The sequence below is a fragment of the Paenibacillus sp. GXUN7292 genome (assembly GCF_050864975.1).
In the GTDB taxonomy this organism is placed as follows: domain Bacteria; phylum Bacillota; class Bacilli; order Paenibacillales; family Paenibacillaceae; genus Pristimantibacillus.
Genome location: NZ_JBOZWO010000002.1, coordinates 22,311 through 43,908, shown reverse-complemented (window position 1 = coordinate 43,908; position 21,598 = coordinate 22,311). Strand labels below are relative to the sequence as shown.

Here is a 21,598-nt window from a genome sequence, read left to right as displayed (position 1 = left end):
CGTACTAGTCATGACACAGTATTGTTCAATGAACAGTAGTGAAGGGAGGAAGCATTTCGTGAATGTACAATTTAAAAAAGGCGTATTAAACTTATGCGTGCTGGCATTGCTGGATCAACAGGATCGCTATGGCTATGAATTGGTCCAAATGATCTCCGATCAGATAGAAATTTCGGAAGGCTCGGTCTATCCCCTTTTGCGCCGTTTAATGAAGGAAGGCTATTTGACCTCCTATCTGAAGGAATCGTCAGAAGGCCCTCCCAGGAAATATTACACGCTAACGAAGGAAGGACGAAGCTACTTGAATGATCAGCTGCGTGAGTGGATGACTTTTACAAACGGAGTGAACACATTAATTGCTGAGGGGAGAACAAAATCGGTATGAATAAGCCGGAATTTTTTCAACAGCTTAATAAGCTGTTAGCTAAACTGCCTCATAATGAAAGGCAGGAAATACTGCAGGATTATGAAGAATATTTCACCTTTGGACTGCACGATGGCAAGACGGAGGAGCAAATGATATCTGCACTGGGCTCGCCAAAGCAAATAAGTAAAGAGCTGCTCGCCGCCTATCATATAGAACGCGCTACCTCAACTACTACAGCTGGCAATATGCTGCGTGCGACATGGGCTGTCATTGGTCTCGGCTTTTTCAATTTAATTATTGTGCTTGCACCTTTTGCCGCATTGCTTGGACTTGTTGTTGCAGGCTGGCTGGCGGGCATCAGCTTCGTATTGGCGCCATTGTTTTTCTTGTTTAACATCATTATTGATTTCGAAATGTTTAATTTATTTGAATTGTTTATTTCATTGGCGCTATGCGGCCTAGGCTTTTTTATCATTATTGGAATGGTTACGGCAACAAGAGCGATTAACAATAGCTTCATTAAATATCTCAAGTTTAACATGAGGCTTGTCAAGGGAGGACTTCAAGATGAATAAATTCAAAAAAGTATCAATTATCGCGCTCTTGCTGCTGATTATAGGATTGGTTGGGGCCATCGCTACAAATAGCGAACAGAACCGTCAATTGCCTGTGCAGGAAATTGAAATTAAAGATCCGAATTACAAGCAGATTGAACTATTAACCTACGATGCCAAGGTAGAGCTTTTGCCAACTAATCGAGCCCATGCCTATATTGAAGTATCGGGTCATAAAACGAATAAAAAATTGTCCGTTTCCGTTCAAGATTCGCTTCTATTCATTAAATACGACAATAAGCAATTTAAGCTGTTTAACTTTAACATTTTTCCAAAAACAGAAGCTATTAAATTATTTGTGCCTGCAAAGCAATACGAGCAAATTAAAGTCAGCAAGCATGACGGCACACTGCTGATCGAGCAGCTTCAAGCGGAGCAATTAGTTATTACAGGGCGCGATGGGCTTATTAGATTGAAAAATACGGTGGCAGCTCAAACGACGATTAAAGGCAATGACGGTATACTTGAGCTGGAAGAAGCGGCTGGCGCAATTAACGCCGATATGAAGGACGCTATTATTAAAATGCATACAGCGAAGCTGCAGTTTCCGATCAGTCTTGCCGCAAGAGATGGTCTCATTCAGTTAACGGTCGTTGACGAGCCGGAAAATGCATTTATTAGCACTAGCATTCAAGACGGGTTAGTATCGCTATTCGGAGAAAGAAACTCAAGTATGCTATATGGCAATGGCGAAACAAAAGTAAATTTGAAGCTGAATGATGGAAAAATTACAATAAAGCGCCAATAGCCTTAATATTGCAAAAAAAAAGAGCGGACAACCGCTCTTTTTTGCTTAAAAAGTATAAGTTTTTTCACCTTATAATCTGTTCTTATATTTCATCGGTAAACGTGCCCGTCCAAAGGACGGCGGAGCCGTTTATCCTTGATTTATATTTAATTGCTCTGCTGCGAGCAGAACCGCGCCAAAAGCCGCATCCTGCTTAGCCGGATAGCACAATATTTGCGGATAATGCATACGCAATTGCTCCACTACGGCCTTTTGTATCCGATTATTTTTTAGAAGAACACTGCCTGCAAAAGCGATAGGCGCGCCTTCCTCAGCACCGAACTGGTTCATAATCGGAATCACAAGCTCGACCAGGGAAGCAGCGCTCTTGTCTGCAATTTTCAGTGCAGCATGATCATGCGCATCTAGTGCAGTAGACAGCAATGGAGCTATCGCGGCAATATCCCCTTTACTCGTTGACGGTGCATAAACAAAACCGACTATTTCTTGTATCGTGCTCAGCTGCAGCTTTTCAAAAACAAGCTGTTGAAAAATGGTTGGCTCTGCTCTGCCATCGCTTGCTTGCAGCACTGCGCTAAGAATATCGCGCCCTATACTGTAGCCGCTTCCTTCATCATCAAGCAAATAGCCGAAGCCTCCTACCCTATGCATAGAGCCGGATTTGCTTTTGCCAAAGCAAATAGAGCCTGTACCTGCAATTAAAATGACGCCTGAGCTCCCTTTGCCAGCACGATGCGCTCCATAAAGCGCGGTTACCTGATCTCCAACAATCGTTAATGGACCTGTATATCCCATCTCACGAACAAATTTCTCCAGCTGCGCCTTGACCAATGGATTGCTGATGCCTGCTGCACCAATAGCAGCATATTTGCAATCCGCCCAATCCATATTGCGTGAAATCATTTGACTGGCAATATCCTGAAAGCTTTGCTGTACTCCCGCTTCAGATTTCCCGTTAAGATTAATCGCTCCTGCCGAAAAACGGTGAAGCTCCGTTAATTCCAGGTCAGCGATAACGACTTCGGTTTTAGTTCCGCCGCCATCTATTCCTATAACATAACTCATTCGCTACACATCCTGACTACTTGTATAGATGGTAATCTTTTTTCATCGCTGCAAAACGCTCGCTTTCCTCTGAAAACTGCTCGCGAAGCTCAGCCGCTGTCCCATTATGCTCACGTAATATTTTGTCACCAGCCAAAAGATCGATAAATGGACGAGAGCCTTCTTTAATAGGTGGAAGAAATGAAAATTGCTCGGTCTGCTCTTTCACAGCAAATAACAGCTCTAATCCAATATTGACGGATTGAACGGCCTTTCTGTCCAGCACATGCAGCTGCACGCCTTGGCATAATATGCCCGCATGCTTGGAAAAGGAAGGTCTGAAGTATGCCGGGCGGAAGTGTACGCCTGCAAACTTCTTGCTATTCATTGCGGCAGCGAGCTTAACCGCATCAATAAAAGGAGCTCCGATCATTTCAAAAGGGAATGTCGTTCCGCGGCCTTCAGAAATATTAGTGCCTTCAAACAGGCAGGTGCCTGGATACAGCAATGCAGCGTCAAATCTTGGAATGTTCACAGAAGGCTGTATCCATACCTTTCCTGTGTCAGGAAACTGCAGCTCTCTGTTCCAGTTGGCCAGCTTGGCTACGTGAAGCTTGCAGCCGTAATTCATTTGATCATTGACCATAAGTGCTATTTCGCCGCAAGTCAGCCCGTATCTCATTGCAAGCGGATAATTTCCTACAAAGGATTGAAAGCCGTCCTTCAGCACATTGCCTTCAACCGTAACGCCATCCAATGGATTGATACGATCCAGTATAACCAGTTCTCTGCCTAATCGCGCGCAATCCTCAATCATATAGATCATTGAATATATATACGTATAAAATCTGGTGCCTATATCTTGAATATCATATACAACTACATCTACATTATCCAGCATTTCATTCGTTATACGTTTTGAATCTTTGCGATACAAGCTGTATACAGGAACCCCTGTAGCCGGGTCAGTATAGGTATCGATAAGCGCGCCGGCCTCTTGATCTCCTCTAACGCCGTGCTCAGGCGAAAACAATGCGGTCAGCTCATACCTTTCATGAATAATATCAATCGTGGAGCGCAAGCTAGCATCCACTCCGGTTGGCGAGGTGAGCAGGCCAATTCGCTTGCCTTGCAAAATAGAATGCACCTCAGAGAGCTGATCAATACCATTGCCAATAAATGTACTCATATATAAGTCCCCTTCCGCATTAAGCAAAATCATTCATGGAATAGACGGTTAATTGGCAGCATAATAATGCTGGATCGCCTGCTTCAAACGGCCTTCATGCAGTTCCAGCTGCTGTTTGGCCGCATCTGCATCAAGTCCGGTTTTTATCATCATAATGGCCAGCTTGCTGCTTAAAGCGGCCTGCTCCAAATAGCTTGCCGCAGTATCATAATCGACGGCAGTTACATTTCTAACGATGCGAATGGACCGGTCATAAAGCTTCTTGTTGCTTGCTTTCAAGTCAACCATTAAATTATTATAGGTCTTTCCCAGTTTAACCATTACGCCAGTAGACAGCATATTGAGCACAAGCTTCTGAGCTGTGCCGGCCTTCAAACGAGTCGAGCCCATAATGACCTCCGGACCAACGACAGGCGCAATGCAAATTTCACATGCCTGCTCAAGCCTCGAATGCTTGTTATTTACGACACTGATGGTCAATGCTCCCATTTGACCGGCTTTCTCTAATGCAGCTATTACAAATGCAGCGCTTCCTGATGCAGATATGCCAATGACAGCATCCTTGCTCGTAACCCCGCATTGTTCTATAAGAGCCATACCTTCTTCAGCATTATCTTCAAAGCCTTCGACTGCGGTACGCAGTGCAATATCTCCACCTGCAATATGTCCCTGCACTAATAGAGGGTCCGTGCCGAACGTCGGCGGGCATTCAGAAGCATCCAGCACGCCTAATCTGCCAGAAGTGCCTGCTCCGACATAAAGCATTCGGCCGCCATTTTTTAGAACTTCATATAGTCGATCGATAGCTTCTGCAATTTGCGGTATTTCGGACTCAACAGCAGCTGTCACTTTAGCATTCTCACGGTTGATCAATTGCAGCATTTCTTCTGTCGTGCTTTCGTCAATCATACCCGTCGCTTCATTAATCTCTTCCGTGGTCAGCCCTGCAAAGTATTCATTCATAAAATCATTCCCCTACCTAGATAATATACGCGAAAACTGCTGTAAGCTGATTTTTCTTACTTTTCCCCTTATATACATCGTAATATTGGGACTGATTTCTTGTCAATAGATTTTGAAATTTTATTTTATTATAATATATTATTCTGATATTTTATTTTAAATAAAAAGAGACATTATTTCTGCTGAATAATGTCTCTCATCGTGTAATTATAATGGCAGGTCTCTTTTAGTTTTTGTGCTTGCTTGACAGTATATTATGTGTCTTGGTTAAATACTTTTTAACATTTTGATATTCTGCGCTTGCTACGCCTGCAAATAAAATATCAATTACAGTAAGCATAGCGATACGCGAACCCATTGCTCCGCTTCTTATTGAAATCTCAGGCGTCGATATACTGAGCACAATATCGGATTTGTTGGCGAGCTCACTTTTATTATATCTCGTAAGCGCAATGGTATGAGCATGATTCTTTCTAGTCGTTTCTAATGTTTCTAAAATATCGGACGTATCTCCTGAATTTGAAACAAAAAATGCAACATCATCACGGCCAAGCAGCGTAGCTGCTGTCAGCTGGCTGTGGCCATCTGTATAGGCATGGCACATTTTATTAATTCTTGAAAACTTTTGCTCGGCATCCATACATACTAGTCCAGAGGCCCCAATGCCGAAAAATACGATTCTGTTGCATTTAATAAGTAAGTCGACGGCTCGGGCAATTTCGTTGCGATCGATAATACTTAATGTATCCTCAATCGATTTGCTGTTATTGTGACAAATATTTGCAATGATTGTAGTCAATTCATCCCCAGGCTGAATATCCGTATATTGATCTTTCTGTTCCTCATCCATAGAACCGATTGAAGCAGAGATGCTTACAATAAAAGCTCTGTAGCCGCTATAGCCGAGCGATTTGCAAAAACGAAGCACAGAGGCATCGCTTGTTTTGCTCGCAATCGCCAGATTTTTAATGGACAAATGCGGTATTTCATCTAAATTTGCCAATACGTACTCCGCTACCATTTTTTCTACTGGAGTAAGGCTTTCTTTCATATCACGTATTTTTATAAGAATATTGTCATTTATCGCCATTTTGACTACCTACTCACATTAATTATTTTTCAACTCTATTATATCAGCCTAAAATTTTATTTCAATTCACATTTCTTCATTAATAGTAACAAAGCCAAATGGCTTTAGCGGAATGTAGAACAAAAAAAGAACGCGTTGCCCGGATGCTTCATCCAGGATGCGCGTTCTTGCCTTGCAACTTCCTATTATGGCGTATAAGTTCCTGTACTCGTAGCCTTTACATTATACATTTGGACAGATGACTCTATAACATACTCTGGCGGCTGCTGTCCTCTTTTTTCACGGTGCCCCGCGATATGAACCGGACTTTTCTCCCAGTTTTTCCAATCCTCTTCCGACTCCCAGCGAATCATCGCCACTACTTCCTCGCTATCCTTGCTGCGACGATTAACCATAACGGTGCGATCGATAAAGCCCTTCATTTCATCGACAGCCCCCTGACGGCTAAATCTCTCTATCACTTCATCTGCAAAACCAGGCTGAACAACTATTTTCCTTAATTGAATAAGCATTGCATTTCCTCCTTTATAAACAGCGCTGCATAATCTTCCTTTGTATCTCTTCCATATTATGATATCGATAACGATTCTCATTGTCAAATAATTTGCCATTTCCAAGCATATATTCGCTATTATTATTCGACTTTCATTGCTTAGACGTTCCCGCTTCGATATAATGAGCGAAGATATAAATTATTGTCGAGGAAGGAATTAATAACGATGTATGTTGCAAACAACTGGACAGACTATGAAGTATTGGATACGGGAGACGGAGATAAGCTGGAACGCTGGGGAACTTATATCCTGCGCCGTCCGGATCCGCAAATTATTTGGCCTATAGCCAATGAAACAGGACTTTGGAAAAAAGCCGACGGCCATTATTTCCGAAGCTCTTCAGGCGGCGGCAATTGGAAGATGAATCCTTCCCTGCCTGAACGCTGGACGATCTCCTATGAAGATCTATCCTTTCATATAAAACCAACCAATTTCAAGCATACCGGTTTATTTCCAGAGCAAGCTGTCAATTGGAGCTGGATGATGAACAAAATCCGCAGCGCTAATCGTCCGATCCGCGTGCTGAATCTGTTCGCTTATTCAGGCGGAGCAACCGTGGCAGCTGCCAAGGCGGGCGCTGAGGTATGCCATGTTGACGCTGCCAAGGGCATGGTGCAGTGGGCCAAAGAAAACGCCCAGCTATCCGGCTTGGAGTCGACTCCAATCCGATATATCACTGATGATGTATTCAAATTTGTTCAACGCGAGCAAAGACGCGGCAGACAATATGATGCGATCATTATGGACCCTCCGTCTTACGGACGCGGACCACAGGGCGAAACATGGAAGCTGGAGGACAGTCTTTTCCCATTTCTGCAAACATGCACCACTATATTATCAGACACCCCTTTGTTTTTGCTTATTAATTCTTATACAACAGGCCTGTCCCCTTCGGTCCTGCATAATTTGCTGCATATGACGATGAAGGCGAAGTACGGCGGCCAAATAAATTGCGGTGAAATTGGATTGCCGATTACAGCATCTGGACTGCACTTGCCTTGCGGCATTTTAGGACGGTGGGAAGCTAATTGATCCCTATTCCTATTATTTACGAAGACAACCATTTGCTAGTGGTTGAAAAGCCTCAGGGCATTCCTTCCCAGGAGGATGAAACGAAGGATGCAGATATGCTGACGCTGCTTAAAGAGGACCTTAAGCAGCGTTACAATAAGCCTGGCAATGTGTACTTGGGTTTGGTGCATCGGCTGGACAGGCCGGTTGGCGGCGCTATGCTGTTTGCCAAAACATCTAAAGCGGCTTCCAGAATGTCCGAGGCCGTGCGCAGCAGGCAATTTGACAAAACCTATCTATGTGTTGTCAATGGCCAGCCGCCAGCCAAGGAAGCTGTGCTTGTGCATTATTTGCGCAAGGACACAAAACGCAATCACGTCACCGTGTTCAACAAGCCTGCCCCTGAAGCCAAGGAAGCTATTCTTGAATACCAGGTTATAGCGATTAAAAACAATTCAAGCCTGCTCGCCATTTCGCTCCATACTGGACGATCACATCAAATTCGCGCACAGCTTGCCCATATCGGCTGTCCTTTAGCAGGAGATTTAAAATATGGCAGACAGGGCAAGTCATCCGCGTTATCAACGATTGCGCTTTGGTCAACCTCTATAACCACAGCACATCCCGTTACAAAACAAACGATGACTTTTCAATCCATTCCAAAAGGAATTCATGTGTTTGCTGAATGGTCGGAGGACGAGCTGCAAGCAGCAGCAACAGCCTATCTATCTTCAATACATGCTGAAGGGAATTAAGATGGAATGAGAAGAAAAAGAAGAAAAAAAAGATTTCTGCTCAAAACGATCATCTCTCTAGTGCTTGCAGCGCTAGTTTACGGTGTTGTTTACTTGGCTTCTGATCTAATCGATAAACAGAATGAAAAAGGCAATGACTTGACGGTCAATACTTCCAGCACGCCAAGCATAGTGCCTACAGCTACGCCTGAGCCAACGCCGGAAGCTCCCGTATTTCAAGAAGCGGTCTGGGTCGGTGTCGGCGATATTATGAGCCACTCGCCGCAGCTGCCAGGCGCTTATATTAAAGCGGAAGACCGTTATGATTTTGATCCCTTCTTCAATGAAGTGGCGCCAATTCTTAAGCAGGGCGACTGGATAATGGCAAATTTAGAAACACCAGTCGCAGGCGCTGATATTGGATATTCCGGTTACCCGACGTTTAATGCGCCGAATGAGCTGGTCGAAGCGCTGCAAAATGCCGGCTTCAATTTGTTGACGACGGCCAATAACCATTCCCTGGACAAAGGCGAGCGGGGCATACTGCGCACACTGGAGCTGCTGCAAAAGCTTGGCTTGCAATATGTAGGCACGGCTGCATCGCAGGAAGAAGCGGAAAAGCTTTTATTAGTGGAAAAGAACGGCATCGTGATGGGGATCTTATCCTATACGTATGGTACGAATGGCATTCCGATCCCTACCGGAAAGGATTATCTTGTTTCATTAATCGATGAAACAAAAATTAAAGCGGATATTCATAGAATCCGAGAGGCCGGCGCCGATGTCGTTACAATAGCCTTGCATTTTGGCACAGAGTATCAGACGATGCCTAATGAAGAACAAAAAAGACTGGCACGCTCCCTTGTAGCTGCTGGTGCAGACATTATCGCAGGCTCTCACCCCCATGTGCTGCAGCCTTATGAGCTGGTTGAAACAGTTGATGACAACGGAAATGCCAAGCAAGCTGTAATCATATATTCTATGGGCAATTTCATCTCCAATCAACGCGGCAACTCCAAGGATTACGGAGCCATATTTAAAGTGAATATACGTAAAAATATGACGGACAAAACGATTGAAATTACAGATGTCGAAGTGACGCCAACCTGGGTGCACCGCTACAAGCCGGATCAGCATTACAGATATCGCATTTTACCTGTAGAAGAGACGATAGCTGCTTCTTCAGATAAGCTGCTGAAGCCTTCTGATTATGAAATGCTGAAAAAGGATTTTGATATGCTTGTAAAAAGGCTGGAGGCTCTAAAATAAAAATTATGGTGTAAAGCTCCCGGCATTAACAAAAAAGCTGATCAGCCTCTCTCTGCTAATTGCAGTTAAAGGTTGATCAGCTTTTTAATTATCGGCAGCTTGCAGTGGCATTTATGAGCTTTTGGCAACCTTGCCTAATAAATAGACAAGCAGCTGTTGATTATGCTCGGATATTCTGTCCAGGGACTCCGAAATCAGCGAGCTCCTGACAAGTCTTCCGCGCTCCGTTTCCTGCTTTCCTTTCTCAGATACGCTAATCCATACTACACGCCGATCCTCTTCATCCCTGGTGCGAACAATAAGCTCATTTCGTTCCATGCGATCCAGCAGCGTAGTAATGGCTGCAGGAGAGGTAGATAAATGTTGGATAAGATCAGACGGCTTTAACGTCTCAGCTTCCAATATTAGCTCAAGCACATTAAGCTGTCCCTCCGTCAATGGCGCAAGCGCCTGCTCCAAGCTCAGCTTCCAATCTCTCGACATTCTGGTCCATAATCGTGTGAAATCATCAGCAATCAAGCTATTCACCCGCTTCCTATCAATTTCCGCGTTATCTACTTTTAATTATAGCAATTGATAATGTCGAATAAAAGATTAACGCGATTAATAGTTTCAGTCAATTGCTGAGGTATTCGTTCACTCCATGACAGATTGAGACAAGCATACTGTCGTTTTTTGTTGCTTAAACGATTATGCTTGTCTCCAAAAAGTTCATGTCTTCTCTTTAATTATTTTCCGCTCCTGCTTCCATCACATAGGAAGGCTTTTCAAACGTAACTTCAATTGCTTCCTTCTTATCCACTGCAAGCAGCTGCTTTCCTACAGATTTCCGATCCTCAATCGGCGCTTTTTCCGAGGAAGCCTCAAGCTTTGTATTGTGGTTCGTTATCGCTATAATATGTTTTTCTTCTGTGCAATAAAATGCCGCTGCAAGAACCGTACCATTTGGACGGACTCGCTTGCCTTCTTTAAACTCAAACGTTGGAACGCCTTTACCGCCTCTGCCTTGAATCGGATAGTCCAGCAGCAGGGTGCGCTTCGCATAGCCTGAATCCGAAATGACTAACAGCTCTCCTTCGTCGTCTGCTACCCATAATGCAGCAATGACTTCATCATCGCTTTTCAGCTGGATGCCTCTTACACCGGAAGCGACGCGCCCCATTGTATTAACTTCACTCTCAGCAAACCGGATGCTCATGCCATCCTTTGTGACCAGCAAAAGCTGCTTCATGTTGTCGCTTAGAGCAACCTTAATTACTTCATCCTGATCCGCAACCTTGCAGGCGGCAATCGAATTGGAACGAGTCGTAAAATAATCCTTTAGCTCAGACCGCTTTACCTGCCCGCGCTTTGTAACAAAAACGATCGTTTCTGTTGACTGCTGAATATCTTTAACTGGAATGACTTCGACAATACTGTCTTCCTTTGGCAGCGGTACAATATTTACGATAGCTGTTCCGATGTCCTTCCACTTGAACTCCGGTATCTGGTGAACAGGAAGCATATAATACTGCCCTTTTTTTGTGAAAATAAGCAGATTGTCCAATGTATTTACCGGCAGCACCTGACGAATCATATCGCCTTCCTTCACACCGGAGCTTTCTATATCACCGCCGGATCTTGTGAAGGACAGCATGCTTGTCCGTTTCATATAGCCGTCCTCGCTTAATGTGACGAGCACTTCTTCCGCATTGACAAGCACCTCTACATTTACTTTAAGCTCTTCTACCTCGCCGCGGATCACTGATCTGCGATCAATGCCAAATTTGTTTCTAATTTCAGTCAGCTCGTCTTTGATTACGCCGATGAGCTTTTTTTCATTTTCCAAAATAGAACGCAAGTAAGCGATTCGCTTCATCGCTTCCTTATGCTCTTTTTCTAAAGAGGTAATCTCCAAATTAGTAAGACGATACAGCTGCAAAGTCAAAATTGCATCCGCTTGGCGCTCCGTAAATTGGAACAGCTTTACTAAATTGTTTTGGGCATCCGCTCTATTTTTGGAAGCTTTGATAGCAGCGATAACTTCATCCAGTATATTTAACGCTTTTACGAGCCCTTCCACGACATGAGCACGGTCTTCCGCCTTCTCTAATTCATAGCTCGTTCTGTGCGTTATAACTTCCTTCTGGTGCTCGATATATGCAGACAGCATGTCCTTAAGACCCAGCTGCATCGGTGTCTTGTTGACAATCGCCACCATATTGAAATTGTACGTCACTTGCAAATCGGTACGTTTCAACAAATAAGCGAGAATGCCTTGCGCATCCGCATCCTTGCGCAGCTCAACAACGATTCTAAGACCATCCCGGCCGCTCTCATCACGTACCTCTGCGATTCCTTCTACCTTGCGTTCAATTCTTATGTTTTCCATCGCCGTTACTAGTCTTGATTTTACGACGCCATACGGTATTTCAGTAATAACAATTTGCTGCTTCCCGCCGCGCAAATCTTCAATCGCTGTTACCGCACGGACATAAATGCGGCCCTTGCCTGTACGGTAAGCTTCTTTAATGCCTTCTTCTCCCATAATAATGCCGCCCGTAGGGAAGTCAGGCCCGCTCACATATTGCATCAGCTGCTCTAGCTCCAAAGCCGGCTTTTCCATTAATGCAACCGCTGCATCAATAACCTCGCGCAAATTATGCGTAGGAATTTCTGTGGCAAAGCCCGATGAAATGCCGCTAACACCGTTAACAAGCAGATTAGGATATCGAGATGGCAGGACGACAGGCTCTTTCGTTGTATTGTCAAAGTTATCCTTAAACGCCACCGTCCGCTTATCAATATCTCTTAACAGCTCCATAGCAATGCTCGATAAACGTGCTTCCGTATAACGCATTGCAGCTGCCGGGTCATCATCCTGCGATCCCCAGTTGCCATGACCGTCAACAAGCGGATGTGCCATCTTCCAAGGCTGCGCCATCCGCACCATACCTTCGTATATGGACGAATCGCCGTGCGGATGATAATTACCCATTACGTCGCCGACTGTTTTGGCTGACTTGCGGTAAGGCTTATCCGGCGTGTTGCCTGCATCATACATCGCATATAGAATACGCCTTTGTACAGGCTTCAAGCCATCTCTCACGTCGGGAATAGCCCGATCCTGAATAATATATTTTGAATAGCGACCGAAACGATCACCAACAATTTCTTCCAAATAAGCAGGCAAAAACTGCTCTAGAATGCTCATGGACAGATCCCCCTATTCTTCAAATTGTGTAAAGTCGACATTTTCGATAATCCAGCGCTTGCGGGGATCAACCTTATCTCCCATCAGCGTCGATACTCTGCGTTCTGCCTTGGCCGCATCCTCGATCTGCACCTGCAGCAGCGTTCTGGATTCAGGATTCATTGTCGTCTCCCACAATTGATCAGGGTTCATTTCCCCTAAGCCTTTGTAGCGCTGTAGCTCATAGCTCTTGCCGTATTCTTTCAAATAATTTTGCAGCTGCTCGTCCGTCCACGCATAGCGGACCGTTTCCAGCTTCCCTGATTTTTTTGTTATTTTATATAAAGGCGGCTGCGCAATATATACTTTTCCCGCGTCGATAAGCGGCTTCATATAACGGTAGAAGAAAGTTAGCAGCAGCACCTGAATATGCGCGCCGTCCGTATCGGCATCCGTCATAATAATAATTTTGCTGTAATTGCTTTCATCGGCTTCAAATTCAGAGCCGACACCCGCTCCGATCGCCCCGATAATAGCCTTGTACTCATCATTTTTCAAAATATCTGCGAGCTTTGCCTTCTCAGGGTTCATAGGCTTCCCTTTAAGCGGCAAAATCGCCTGATGCTTGGAATCGCGCCCTTGCTTGGCCGAGCCGCCAGCAGAATCTCCCTCAACAATAAACAACTCATTGCGCGAATAATCCTTGGATTGAGCAGGTGTAAGCTTACCGCCAAGGTTGGTGCTCTCGCTCCGCTTTTTGCCGCTGCGGATTTCCTCCCGCGCCTTGCGTGCTGCTTCTCTTGCCTTCGAAGCTTGCATGGCCTTCTTCAGCATAAGCTGGGCTACCTGCGGATTTTCCTCGAGAAATTGCTGCATTTTTTCTGAAACTACCGCATCGACAGCGCTGCGCGCCGATGCGCTGCCCAGCTGATCCTTTGTTTGTCCAACAAACTCTACTTCAGACATTTTAATATTAATTACAGCCATCATGCCTTCACGCAAATCAGTGCCCTCAAGATTTTTCTCTTTTTCCTTGAGCATTGCCGCCTTGCGCGCATAATCGTTCAACACACGCGTATAGGCAGTTTTGAAGCCTGTTTCATGCGTTCCTCCGCCTCTTGTAGGAATAGAGTTAACGAAGGAAACAAGCGTTTCTGTATAGCCGTCATTATATTGGAATGCTACTTCGACCTCAATATCGTCACGTTCGCCGAAGTAATGCACCGCCTCGTGCAGCACCGACTTATTTTCGTTCAAGTATTCCACGAACTGCTTGGCGCCGCCCTCATAATGGAACACATCCTCCGCTGCACTTCGTTCATCCTTGATCGTTACTTTTAGGCCAGAATTCAAAAAGGCAATTTCTTGCAGCCGCTCAGAAAGCATATCATAGTTAAAGGATACTCCGCTTTGAAATACACGCTTGTCCGGCAAAAACGTAACTTTCGTGCCTGTGCGATTTGTATTTCCTACAATTTCCAACGTTGATACCGGTTCTCCAACATGCTCCTTGCCCTGCTCATCCACCCAATATTCAAAGCGCTGGCGATGAATTTTTCCTTCCCTGAAAATTTCGACTTCAAGCCACTCGGACAAAGCATTCGTAACCGATGCGCCTACTCCGTGCAATCCGCCTGATTTTTTATATCCACTGCCGCCAAATTTACCTCCTGCATGCAGCATCGTAAATACGACCTGAGGAGTCGGTATGCCCATCTTGTGCATGCCTGTAGGAATACCTCTGCCGTTGTCATAAACCGTAATAGAGCCGTTCTTATGTATCGTCATTTCAATTGCGGTACAATATTTGGCCAAATGCTCATCAACTGCGTTATCCACAATTTCCCATACCAAATGGTGCAAGCCTGAGCTGCTTGTGCTTCCTATATACATGCCCGGCCGCTTGCGAACCGCTGTCAATCCTTCAAGAACCTGTATATCATCAGCGCCATACTGCTGATCAGTGCCAGCAGGCTGCGTGAATAAATCCAATTGCTCTGTCATAAGTTCCCCCCGTTCAGTAATACACCTTCCGCTATTTTAATGCAACAGCCCGCATTCGTAAAGTAACTCGTCGTTTATAACGACATTTTATACGATTAACGGCTAAAGTGCTAATTTTCTTAAATAACGATGCAAGCAATAAGAGGAAGACTGCCAAGCCAGCCTCCCTCAAGCATCATTCGTATAGTGCTGCCAGCATAATGCCCAGAGCTGCCTCATAAATTTCTTCGAACTGGCTAAGCGGCAAAGGATTAACACCTTCACCCAGCTCAATCGTAAACCCGGGCCTGCGCCAATTCTGAATAAACCAATCCTTATAGCCTGCGGTGCTGTCTACATACCGAACGGCGCTATAACCGCTCACTCTGGCAAATTCATTGGCCATGGTCTCTGCTTCAGGCGGCTCCAACTGCTCGAACCCCCAATATATCACTTTTCCTTGCGTATGAAAAGCAAGCACATGAGCAAAGTCCTTGCGCCTGGTGAATTCCGCCAAGCCCTGAACCTCCGGCTCAGTAAGCGGGGCTGTTCCGGAGTAATCTCTGGGAGCCGGCTGTTGAGGGCCTTGTACCGCATCCCGCTCCCATAATGCAGGAAATTGCTTATTCAAATCTACGCCGCGAATATTAGCTTTCCAGCCGCTAAATATTTCATTGCCGTCATTTATTTGCAGTACATTGCTGCGATAAGGCTCCTCGTCTGGCGGGCCTTCTATCACTAAATCTACTCCATCGGGATTCAGCATAGGAATAACATACATCGTAGCAGCCGCATACCATTGCCTCATATTAAGCCCGCGAATGTCCGTTCCGGACGTTAAGGCCAAGGCATACTCATTAAGAAATCTGACGAGCACAGGGGTAGTTATCCACTCATTAGCATGAATCGAACCGTTCATATGAACGCGCTTTGGGCCGCTGCCAATCGACAAAGCGATAATTTCCTTGCCCATAACTGACGTCGCAGCTTGCTCCAGCTGCATGAATGGATAAAGCTCAGCGAGGCGTGCAATATCTTCATTTAGAGCTCCATAGGTATAAGGACGATTCGTATTCACTACCATTGTCGATACTGCAATTGGCAGCTGCAGCAGAAGGCCAATCGGCAAACCGTAAACGGAGACGCCCGGATTCAAATGCATAAGCTGATTATGCTTAACTCCAAATCTCTGTTCTATCGCCCATAAGGAATCACCGGCTTTAACCGTGTAGCTTTGCAGGCGATAACCGGGAATTTGCACCGTTTGCCCAATTTGCAGCGCCTTGGCATTTATTTGCCGGTTGGAATCGATAAGCAGCTGCAAGGGCAGCTCAAACAGCTGGCTATACAACCATAAAGAATCTCCGTGCTGTACATATATTTTCAAGCAGCAATCCCTCCATATGCCTATTTGCAATATCATATGGCGAAACGCTGCTTCTCGTGTTATTTATATTTACTCCAGTTCGGATCGCTATTGTCCAGCAAATATGAAAAATCATTTTCTAATTTTTTTTGCGCCTGCCGCTTGGCTTCCGCTTCCTTTTCTTTTTCCCGCTGCTTGCGCTCCTGCTCGGCTTTCTCTGTCTCCTTGGCTTGCAGCTTCAGCTTATCCAGCACATCGGCATTGAGTAAATCCTTAAGCATATTGCCGCTTGGCTGCGCATCCATTTGCTTGTTATGATTCACAGCTTTGCTTTTCTTTTTTGCCATAGCTTTTCCCTCACTTCTTGCTGTAATAATTGATGGAGAGAGCTTCAATTGCTGCTCGCGCGTTCGTTCTTGCCTCTTCAACATTAGCTGCGCTGCACAGCGCAACAGCCATTCTCCTGCCTTCGAGCGCAACCGGCTTCCCAAATATTCTTACTTGCGCAGATGGAACTGCCAACGCTTCCTGAACGCCTTCTATCGTGTAGCCTTCACTTGCGCGGTCTGCTTTGAGCGTTCTCGAAGCGCCAGGCGATACGAGCTTAATAGAAGGGATCGGCAGTCCTAATATAGCGCGGACATGCAGGGCAAATTCAGACAGCTCCTGCGTTGCCATCGTTACCATGCCGGTGTCATGCGGACGCGGCGATACCTCGCTAAACAATACCCCGTCTTGCGTTATGAACAGCTCGACCCCAAATATTCCGAAGCCGCCCAGCTCGTCGGTAATTGTTCTGGCAATAAGCTCAGCCTCTTCAATTTGGTCCGCGGTCATAGGATGAGGCTGCCACGATTCAATATAATCGCCGTCCTTCTGAATATGGCCGATCGGCGCGCAGAAGCTCGTGCCAGATACAGAACGAACGGTCAATAGGGTAATTTCTGACTCGAAACGCACAAATCCTTCGACTATGATGCGCTGCTTGCGCGCCCGTCCGCCTTCAAGCGCATATTGCCAGCAGGCTGCAAGCTCCAGCTCGGAGTGGCAGACGCTCTGCCCTTTGCCTGATGAGCTCATAATCGGCTTGATTACACAAGGAAAGCCCAGTACAGCCGCAGCGGCTTGCAGCTCCTCAAAGCTGTCCGCAAAGCGGTATGGCGCCGTTGGCAATTGCAGCTGCTCGGCAGCCAGCCGGCGGATGCCTTCCCTATCCATCGTTAATTTGGCAGCTCTTGCAGTTGGAATAACGAGAAAGCCCTCTGCTTCAAGCTCAACTAATGTATCTGTAGCGATTGCTTCTATTTCCGGAACGATATAATCAGGGCGCTCTCTCATAATTACATTTCTTAGCGCCTCGCCATCAAGCATATCTATCACGTAGCTTCTATGCGCAACATGCATCGCAGGAGCATGCTCGTAGCGGTCCACCGCAATCGTCTCAATTCCCATTCGCTGTGCTTCTATCGTGACCTCTTTGCCCAGCTCGCCTGATCCAAGCAGCATTAATTTACGTGCATGAGCATGTAGTGGAGCAGAATAACCCATAAAAAATAGAACCTCCCGAAAGCTTTTTCTTTCATTGTGGAGGTTCTAAATTGAAAAATCAACTATTTCTATTTGCAGCGCTTATATAAATCGGTACTGGGCTTCGATTAGGCCATGGTAATAGCCTTTCTTTTCCATTAATTGCTCGTGGTTGCCCTGCTCTACAATTTTGCCATGATCCAAAACAATAATATCATCGGCATTGCGGATCGTAGACAGGCGATGAGCGATCATAAATGACGTTCTGCCTTTCAGCAGTGCTTTAAGCGCTTCTTGGATTTTCAGCTCCGTATCGGTATCGATGCTTGCGGTAGCTTCATCCAGAATGAGAATACGCGGATCAGCGAGCAACGCTCTGGCAAACGACAGCAGCTGGCGCTCTCCCATTGAAAGCACATTGCCCCGCTCCTCTACCTGCGTGTCATAGCCGTCAGGCAAGCTCATAATGAAATCATGCGCATGTACAGCTTTGGCGGCCTCCACGATTTCCTCGTCGGTCGCATTCAGTCTGCCATAGCGGATATTGTCCCGAATAGAGCCGCTGAATATGAACGTATCCTGCAGTACAATACCAACCTGAGAGCGCAAGCTTTCAATTGTTACATCTCGTATGTCCGTACCATCAATTAATACTCGGCCTTCTACAGGATCGTAGAAACGGCATAGCAAATTAATGATTGTACTTTTGCCAGAGCCAGTATGACCTACGAGAGCAATAGATTGGCCTGCCTTCACATCGATCGTTACAGATTTAAGCGCCTGTCTGCCTGGCTCATACTCAAAAACGATATGGTCAAACAATACATCGCCTTTAATGCTTGGCAACGGCTTCGCTTGATCCGCTTCCCCGACATTAGGCTTTTCGTCAATAAATTCAAATATTCGCTCGGAAGATGCCATTGCGATCAGCAGCTGCGAGTACATTTGCCCGAGCCTGTTGATCGGCTCCCAGAAGTTACCCATATAATTGGCGTAGCCTACTAGAAAACCGACTGTAATAGCGCTTGCTTGAACTAGAGATGTTCCATACCAGAACAAGATGCACGTGCCTACTGCTGCAGTAATTTCTATGACTGGCCCGAACAGCTGATTAAGCGCGGAAGCTTTATTCCAGGACTTTAGATTAATCGTGTTCATATGGTCAAAAAAGCCCATATTATCTTTCTCTTGCACGTAAGCTTGTGTCACCTTCATCCCTTGAATGCTTTCATTCAAGTGCGCATTGATGCGCGACTGCTTCATCCGAACATCCTGCCAGGCAAAGCGGATTCGCTTGCGCAGGGAAGTCGATACAATAAACATCAGCGGGACGGTAATCATTACTGCCAAGCCAAGCTTCACATTCAAAACTAGCAAAATAATGACGATACCTACAAGCTGTATGCAGTCCATCAGCAGGTTAACGACGCCGTTGGTAAACAAATCCTGCAGCGCATTGACATCATTGGTTACCCTTACGAGCACCGAGCCTGCTGGACGCTTATCATAAAAGTTAAACGACAGCTTCTGAATATGCTGAAACAAATGATTGCGCAAATCATAGATAACTTTTTGGCCGATAATGCTTGTATATTTGATGCGATAGCTGTTGGACACCCATTGCAGCAAATATAGCGCCAGCATTGCGCCGCCAATGATCAGCAGCAGCGTAGTATCATTTTTTCCAATCGCCTTGTCAATAGCTACTATAATAAGAAGCGGAATGGTTAAGCGAGTAATCGTGCCTAGTACCATCATTAGAATGACCGGCACAAGCTCCTTTCGGTAAGGCTTCATATAATTGAACAAGCGGGCTAATTGCGCCCAGTTAAAAGGCTTTTCGATCTGATCGTCATCCTGATAGACAAAGCGTTCGTTGCGGTTTCTCAGCTTTGACTTTGACATTGTACTCATTACACCGTACCTCTTTTCTGCTCCAAATGCACAACATTCGACTCAGCGGCAGATGCCCGGGCTTTTCGCTGCTGCAGCAGGTAATCCGCATATTGAATTTCATACGTATTGCGATATGGGCCCGGCTCGTGAATAAGATCAGCATGCTTCCCGCGCTGAACAATGTGACCGTTATCCAGCACAATGATTTCATCGGCATGACGCAAGGAGGATATGCGATGGGCAATAATAAACGTCGTGCGGCCCTTCATCAGCTCCTTGAAGCCAGCTTGAATTTCATGCTCCGTTTCCATATCGACTGCGCTTGTTGCGTCATCAAGCACCAAGATGCGCGGATCGGTCAACAGCGCTCTGGCAATTGCAATACGCTGCTTCTGTCCGCCGGACAGCCCCATTCCCCGTTCTCCAACAATCGTGTCATAGCCTAGCGGAGACTCCATAATAAAATCATGCGCTTTCGCCAGCTTGGCTGCCCGCTCAATTTGCTCCTGTGTTACGTTGCTGGCGCCATAAGCAATATTGTCGCGGATAGAGGCTGAGAACAGGAACGTTTCCTGAAACACAGTTGCAATTTGCCTGCGCAGGCTTCTTACATTCACATCTCGAATATCGATGCCGTCGAGCGTAATAGAGCCATCCTTCACATTGTAAGCGCGCATTAATAGCTGTATAATAGTTGATTTGCCTGAACCGGTTGCGCCAAGCAACCCGATTACTGACCCTGCAGGAGCATCCAGCTCAATATCGGTTACAGCATTGCTTTTATCCGGATAGTTGAAGCTGACATGATGAAAGCGAATATGTCCGTGAACTTGATCTTTATTAAGTACGATGGCATCCGGCTTATCCTTAACATGGATATGCTCATTCAGCAGTCCCAGCACCCGCTCCCCCGAAGCCTTGAATTGTGTATAGTTGTTAATGTGGAATCCCAGTCCCCACATCGGTCCGATAATGTACCAGATTAAGCTGAAAAACGCAACGAACTCGCCAAGTTTAAGCTGATTATTAATGACGAGCAAGCCGCCTGATATGAGCAAAATAACTGCGCTAAGGTTGGCGACCAACTCCATCACCGGAAAATACTTCGCCCAAATCTTAGCGGCTCCTACCTGATTTTTTTGATAAGCATCGCTTCGAGTGGAAAATTTCGTTACCTCATGGGACTCTCTCGCAAACGACTTTACTGTTCTAACGCCTGTAATATTTTCTTGTACAGCTGTTGTCAAGTTACTAAGCGCCTGTCTCATCTCCCTAAATGCGGGATGAATATGCTTTTCAAAACGCAGCGCCAAAAATCCGAGAAAAGGAATCGTAATCAACGTGATCAATGTTAACTGCCAGTTAATATAGAGCATCATTGCTCCGCCAAAAACAATCATAAGCACCATGTTCAAAATTTGTGCAAAACCAAAGCCAATGAAGTTTCTGATCGCTTCCAGATCAGCGGTCAAGCGGGACATTAAGTCTCCAGTCTTGGCCTTGTCGTAGTATTGATAGGACAAGCTTTGCAGCTTATCATACGAAGCATTGCGGAGATTATAAGCGACTTTGTTGCCTAATCTTCCGCCAAAAAAACCATGTAAAAATTGATTGATCGCTTTTGTCGCAATTACGCCGACAACGAGCAGAGCCAGCATTGGCACCAGTTCAAATTTCTTCGGCTGAATGACATCGTCAATCAAATACCGCAGCAAGTTTGGATAAATGAGGCCGAGCGCAGTAGCACACATTAAAAATAAAATCGAAGCAATTAAAAACTTACGCTCCGGCCAATAAAAGGCCTTTAATTGCCTTAGTACGTCCAACTTGATCCAACTCCCCATCTTTGGTTTTTTTGTTTGTTTTTACTTGTTTGTTATTGATATGAATGAATATTAACAGCATCGCTTAAGAGGAGCAAATTCCAAAATGTTGCGAATATGTGAACGAAACAGCTTATTACGGCGATAACAGAATATAGCGCTGGAAATACTCCTAAATCGTCTAAAAACATAGCCATCCATACGTATTGCTCACTTTTTGAAAAATTAACATAGTTCGCAAAAAAAAG

19 protein-coding genes are annotated in these 21,598 nt (G+C 45.4%); 6 read left to right on the top strand and 13 right to left on the bottom strand.

The genetic code is table 11. The annotated features are described in order from the left end of the window. Positions 1 to 58: 58 nt before the first annotated feature. From ACRRU2_RS02860 to ACRRU2_RS02850, 3 genes are read left to right on the top strand one after another with little or no spacing between them, the layout of a single operon-like run. A complete protein-coding gene (locus tag ACRRU2_RS02860; protein ID WP_331698760.1) occupies positions 59 to 385 on the top strand; it encodes a PadR family transcriptional regulator in 327 nt (108 codons plus the stop codon). Continuing rightward, entirely contained in the window at positions 382 to 942 is a 561-nt protein-coding gene (locus ACRRU2_RS02855; protein WP_331698759.1) for a DUF1700 domain-containing protein, read from the top strand. Before ACRRU2_RS02860 ends, ACRRU2_RS02855 begins: the two co-directional genes overlap by 4 nt. Then, positions 935 to 1,729 carry a DUF4097 family beta strand repeat-containing protein gene (locus ACRRU2_RS02850; protein WP_432499875.1) on the top strand — a complete coding sequence of 265 codons (795 nt, stop codon included), beginning with the start codon at positions 935 to 937 and terminating at the stop codon, positions 1,727 to 1,729. Before ACRRU2_RS02855 ends, ACRRU2_RS02850 begins: the two co-directional genes overlap by 8 nt. Positions 1,730 to 1,858: 129 nt before the next feature. Here the strand turns inward: ACRRU2_RS02850 and ACRRU2_RS02845 are convergent, their stop codons facing one another. The 5 genes from ACRRU2_RS02845 to ACRRU2_RS02825 all read right to left on the bottom strand — a co-directional run bounded on the left by ACRRU2_RS02845 (position 1,859) and on the right by ACRRU2_RS02825 (position 6,527). Further along, complete coding sequence (locus ACRRU2_RS02845) at positions 1,859 to 2,794, bottom strand: N-acetylglucosamine kinase (RefSeq protein ID WP_432499874.1); 936 nt, start codon at positions 2,792 to 2,794, stop codon at positions 1,859 to 1,861. A 16-nt stretch (positions 2,795 to 2,810) separates the two neighbouring features. Beyond that, positions 2,811 to 3,962: an exo-beta-N-acetylmuramidase NamZ family protein gene (locus ACRRU2_RS02840; RefSeq protein WP_331698755.1), complete on the bottom strand. Its 1,152-nt coding sequence runs from the start codon at positions 3,960 to 3,962 to the stop codon at positions 2,811 to 2,813. Between the two features lie 48 nt (positions 3,963 to 4,010). Then, entirely contained in the window at positions 4,011 to 4,925 is a 915-nt protein-coding gene (gene murQ, locus ACRRU2_RS02835; RefSeq protein ID WP_432499873.1) for an N-acetylmuramic acid 6-phosphate etherase, read from the bottom strand. Positions 4,926 to 5,151: 226 nt separating this feature from the next. Next, positions 5,152 to 6,015, bottom strand: coding sequence for a MurR/RpiR family transcriptional regulator (locus ACRRU2_RS02830; protein ID WP_331698753.1), 864 nt, complete (start codon positions 6,013 to 6,015; stop codon positions 5,152 to 5,154). Between the two features lie 185 nt (positions 6,016 to 6,200). After that, positions 6,201 to 6,527, bottom strand: coding sequence for an antibiotic biosynthesis monooxygenase (locus tag ACRRU2_RS02825; protein WP_331698751.1), 327 nt, complete (start codon positions 6,525 to 6,527; stop codon positions 6,201 to 6,203). A 207-nt stretch (positions 6,528 to 6,734) separates the two neighbouring features. On the opposite strand from ACRRU2_RS02825, the gene ACRRU2_RS02820 reads away from it, so the two are divergent. Genes ACRRU2_RS02820 through ACRRU2_RS02810 form a run of 3 tightly spaced genes read left to right on the top strand, consistent with a single transcriptional unit; the run spans position 6,735 to position 9,583 of the window. Continuing rightward, positions 6,735 to 7,601 carry a class I SAM-dependent methyltransferase gene (locus ACRRU2_RS02820; RefSeq protein WP_432499872.1) on the top strand — a complete coding sequence of 289 codons (867 nt, stop codon included), beginning with the start codon at positions 6,735 to 6,737 and terminating at the stop codon, positions 7,599 to 7,601. Then, on the top strand, positions 7,598 to 8,335 hold the full coding sequence (locus ACRRU2_RS02815; protein WP_432499871.1) for an RluA family pseudouridine synthase: 738 nt from the start codon (positions 7,598 to 7,600) through the stop codon (positions 8,333 to 8,335). Before ACRRU2_RS02820 ends, ACRRU2_RS02815 begins: the two co-directional genes overlap by 4 nt. A 6-nt stretch (positions 8,336 to 8,341) precedes the next feature. Then, positions 8,342 to 9,583 carry a CapA family protein gene (locus tag ACRRU2_RS02810; RefSeq protein WP_432499870.1) on the top strand — a complete coding sequence of 414 codons (1,242 nt, stop codon included), beginning with the start codon at positions 8,342 to 8,344 and terminating at the stop codon, positions 9,581 to 9,583. 111 nt (positions 9,584 to 9,694) lie between these two features. Here ACRRU2_RS02810 and ACRRU2_RS02805 read toward each other — a convergent pair whose 3' ends face one another. From ACRRU2_RS02805 to ACRRU2_RS02770, 8 genes are all read right to left on the bottom strand, one after another. Further along, a complete protein-coding gene (locus ACRRU2_RS02805; protein ID WP_331698747.1) occupies positions 9,695 to 10,102 on the bottom strand; it encodes a MarR family winged helix-turn-helix transcriptional regulator in 408 nt (135 codons plus the stop codon). A 205-nt stretch (positions 10,103 to 10,307) separates the two neighbouring features. Further along, positions 10,308 to 12,776, bottom strand: a complete 2,469-nt coding sequence (gene gyrA / locus ACRRU2_RS02800; protein WP_331698746.1) for a DNA gyrase subunit A — start codon at positions 12,774 to 12,776, stop codon at positions 10,308 to 10,310. Between the two features lie 12 nt (positions 12,777 to 12,788). Continuing rightward, positions 12,789 to 14,759, bottom strand: a complete 1,971-nt coding sequence (gene parE / locus ACRRU2_RS02795) for a DNA topoisomerase IV subunit B (protein ID WP_432499869.1) — start codon at positions 14,757 to 14,759, stop codon at positions 12,789 to 12,791. Between the two features lie 175 nt (positions 14,760 to 14,934). Continuing rightward, a complete protein-coding gene (locus ACRRU2_RS02790; RefSeq protein ID WP_331698744.1) occupies positions 14,935 to 16,125 on the bottom strand; it encodes a M14 family metallopeptidase in 1,191 nt (396 codons plus the stop codon). A gap of 59 nt (positions 16,126 to 16,184) precedes the next feature. Beyond that, positions 16,185 to 16,451 carry a YqkE family protein gene (locus ACRRU2_RS02785; RefSeq protein WP_331698743.1) on the bottom strand — a complete coding sequence of 89 codons (267 nt, stop codon included), beginning with the start codon at positions 16,449 to 16,451 and terminating at the stop codon, positions 16,185 to 16,187. A 10-nt stretch (positions 16,452 to 16,461) separates the two neighbouring features. Beyond that, entirely contained in the window at positions 16,462 to 17,652 is a 1,191-nt protein-coding gene (purT, locus tag ACRRU2_RS02780; protein WP_432499868.1) for a formate-dependent phosphoribosylglycinamide formyltransferase, read from the bottom strand. Between the two features lie 81 nt (positions 17,653 to 17,733). Further along, positions 17,734 to 19,536, bottom strand: a complete 1,803-nt coding sequence (locus tag ACRRU2_RS02775; RefSeq protein ID WP_432500087.1) for an ABC transporter ATP-binding protein — start codon at positions 19,534 to 19,536, stop codon at positions 17,734 to 17,736. A gap of 8 nt (positions 19,537 to 19,544) precedes the next feature. After that, positions 19,545 to 21,353, bottom strand: coding sequence for an ABC transporter ATP-binding protein (locus ACRRU2_RS02770; RefSeq protein WP_331698740.1), 1,809 nt, complete (start codon positions 21,351 to 21,353; stop codon positions 19,545 to 19,547). Positions 21,354 to 21,598: the final 245 nt, after the last annotated feature.

Excerpts from the sequence above, each read along its gene's own strand:
- ACRRU2_RS02855 (WP_331698759.1), top strand. The coding sequence starts at position 382 with ATGAATAAGCCGGAATTTTTTCAACAGCTTAATAAGCTGTTAGCTAAA.
- ACRRU2_RS02850 (WP_432499875.1), top strand. The coding sequence starts at position 935 with ATGAATAAATTCAAAAAAGTATCAATTATCGCGCTCTTGCTGCTGATT.
- ACRRU2_RS02845 (WP_432499874.1), bottom strand. The coding sequence starts at position 2,794 with ATGAGTTATGTTATAGGAATAGATGGCGGCGGAACTAAAACCGAAGTC.
- ACRRU2_RS02840 (WP_331698755.1), bottom strand. The coding sequence starts at position 3,962 with ATGAGTACATTTATTGGCAATGGTATTGATCAGCTCTCTGAGGTGCAT.
- murQ (WP_432499873.1), bottom strand. The coding sequence starts at position 4,925 with ATGAATGAATACTTTGCAGGGCTGACCACGGAAGAGATTAATGAAGCG.
- ACRRU2_RS02830 (WP_331698753.1), bottom strand. The coding sequence starts at position 6,015 with ATGGCGATAAATGACAATATTCTTATAAAAATACGTGATATGAAAGAA.
- ACRRU2_RS02825 (WP_331698751.1), bottom strand. The coding sequence starts at position 6,527 with ATGCTTATTCAATTAAGGAAAATAGTTGTTCAGCCTGGTTTTGCAGAT.
- ACRRU2_RS02820 (WP_432499872.1), top strand. The coding sequence starts at position 6,735 with ATGTATGTTGCAAACAACTGGACAGACTATGAAGTATTGGATACGGGA.
- ACRRU2_RS02810 (WP_432499870.1), top strand. The coding sequence starts at position 8,342 with ATGAGAAGAAAAAGAAGAAAAAAAAGATTTCTGCTCAAAACGATCATC.
- gyrA (WP_331698746.1), bottom strand. The coding sequence starts at position 12,776 with ATGAGCATTCTAGAGCAGTTTTTGCCTGCTTATTTGGAAGAAATTGTT.
- parE (WP_432499869.1), bottom strand. The coding sequence starts at position 14,759 with ATGACAGAGCAATTGGATTTATTCACGCAGCCTGCTGGCACTGATCAG.
- ACRRU2_RS02785 (WP_331698743.1), bottom strand. The coding sequence starts at position 16,451 with ATGGCAAAAAAGAAAAGCAAAGCTGTGAATCATAACAAGCAAATGGAT.
- purT (WP_432499868.1), bottom strand. The coding sequence starts at position 17,652 with ATGGGTTATTCTGCTCCACTACATGCTCATGCACGTAAATTAATGCTG.
- ACRRU2_RS02775 (WP_432500087.1), bottom strand. The coding sequence starts at position 19,536 with ATGTCAAAGTCAAAGCTGAGAAACCGCAACGAACGCTTTGTCTATCAG.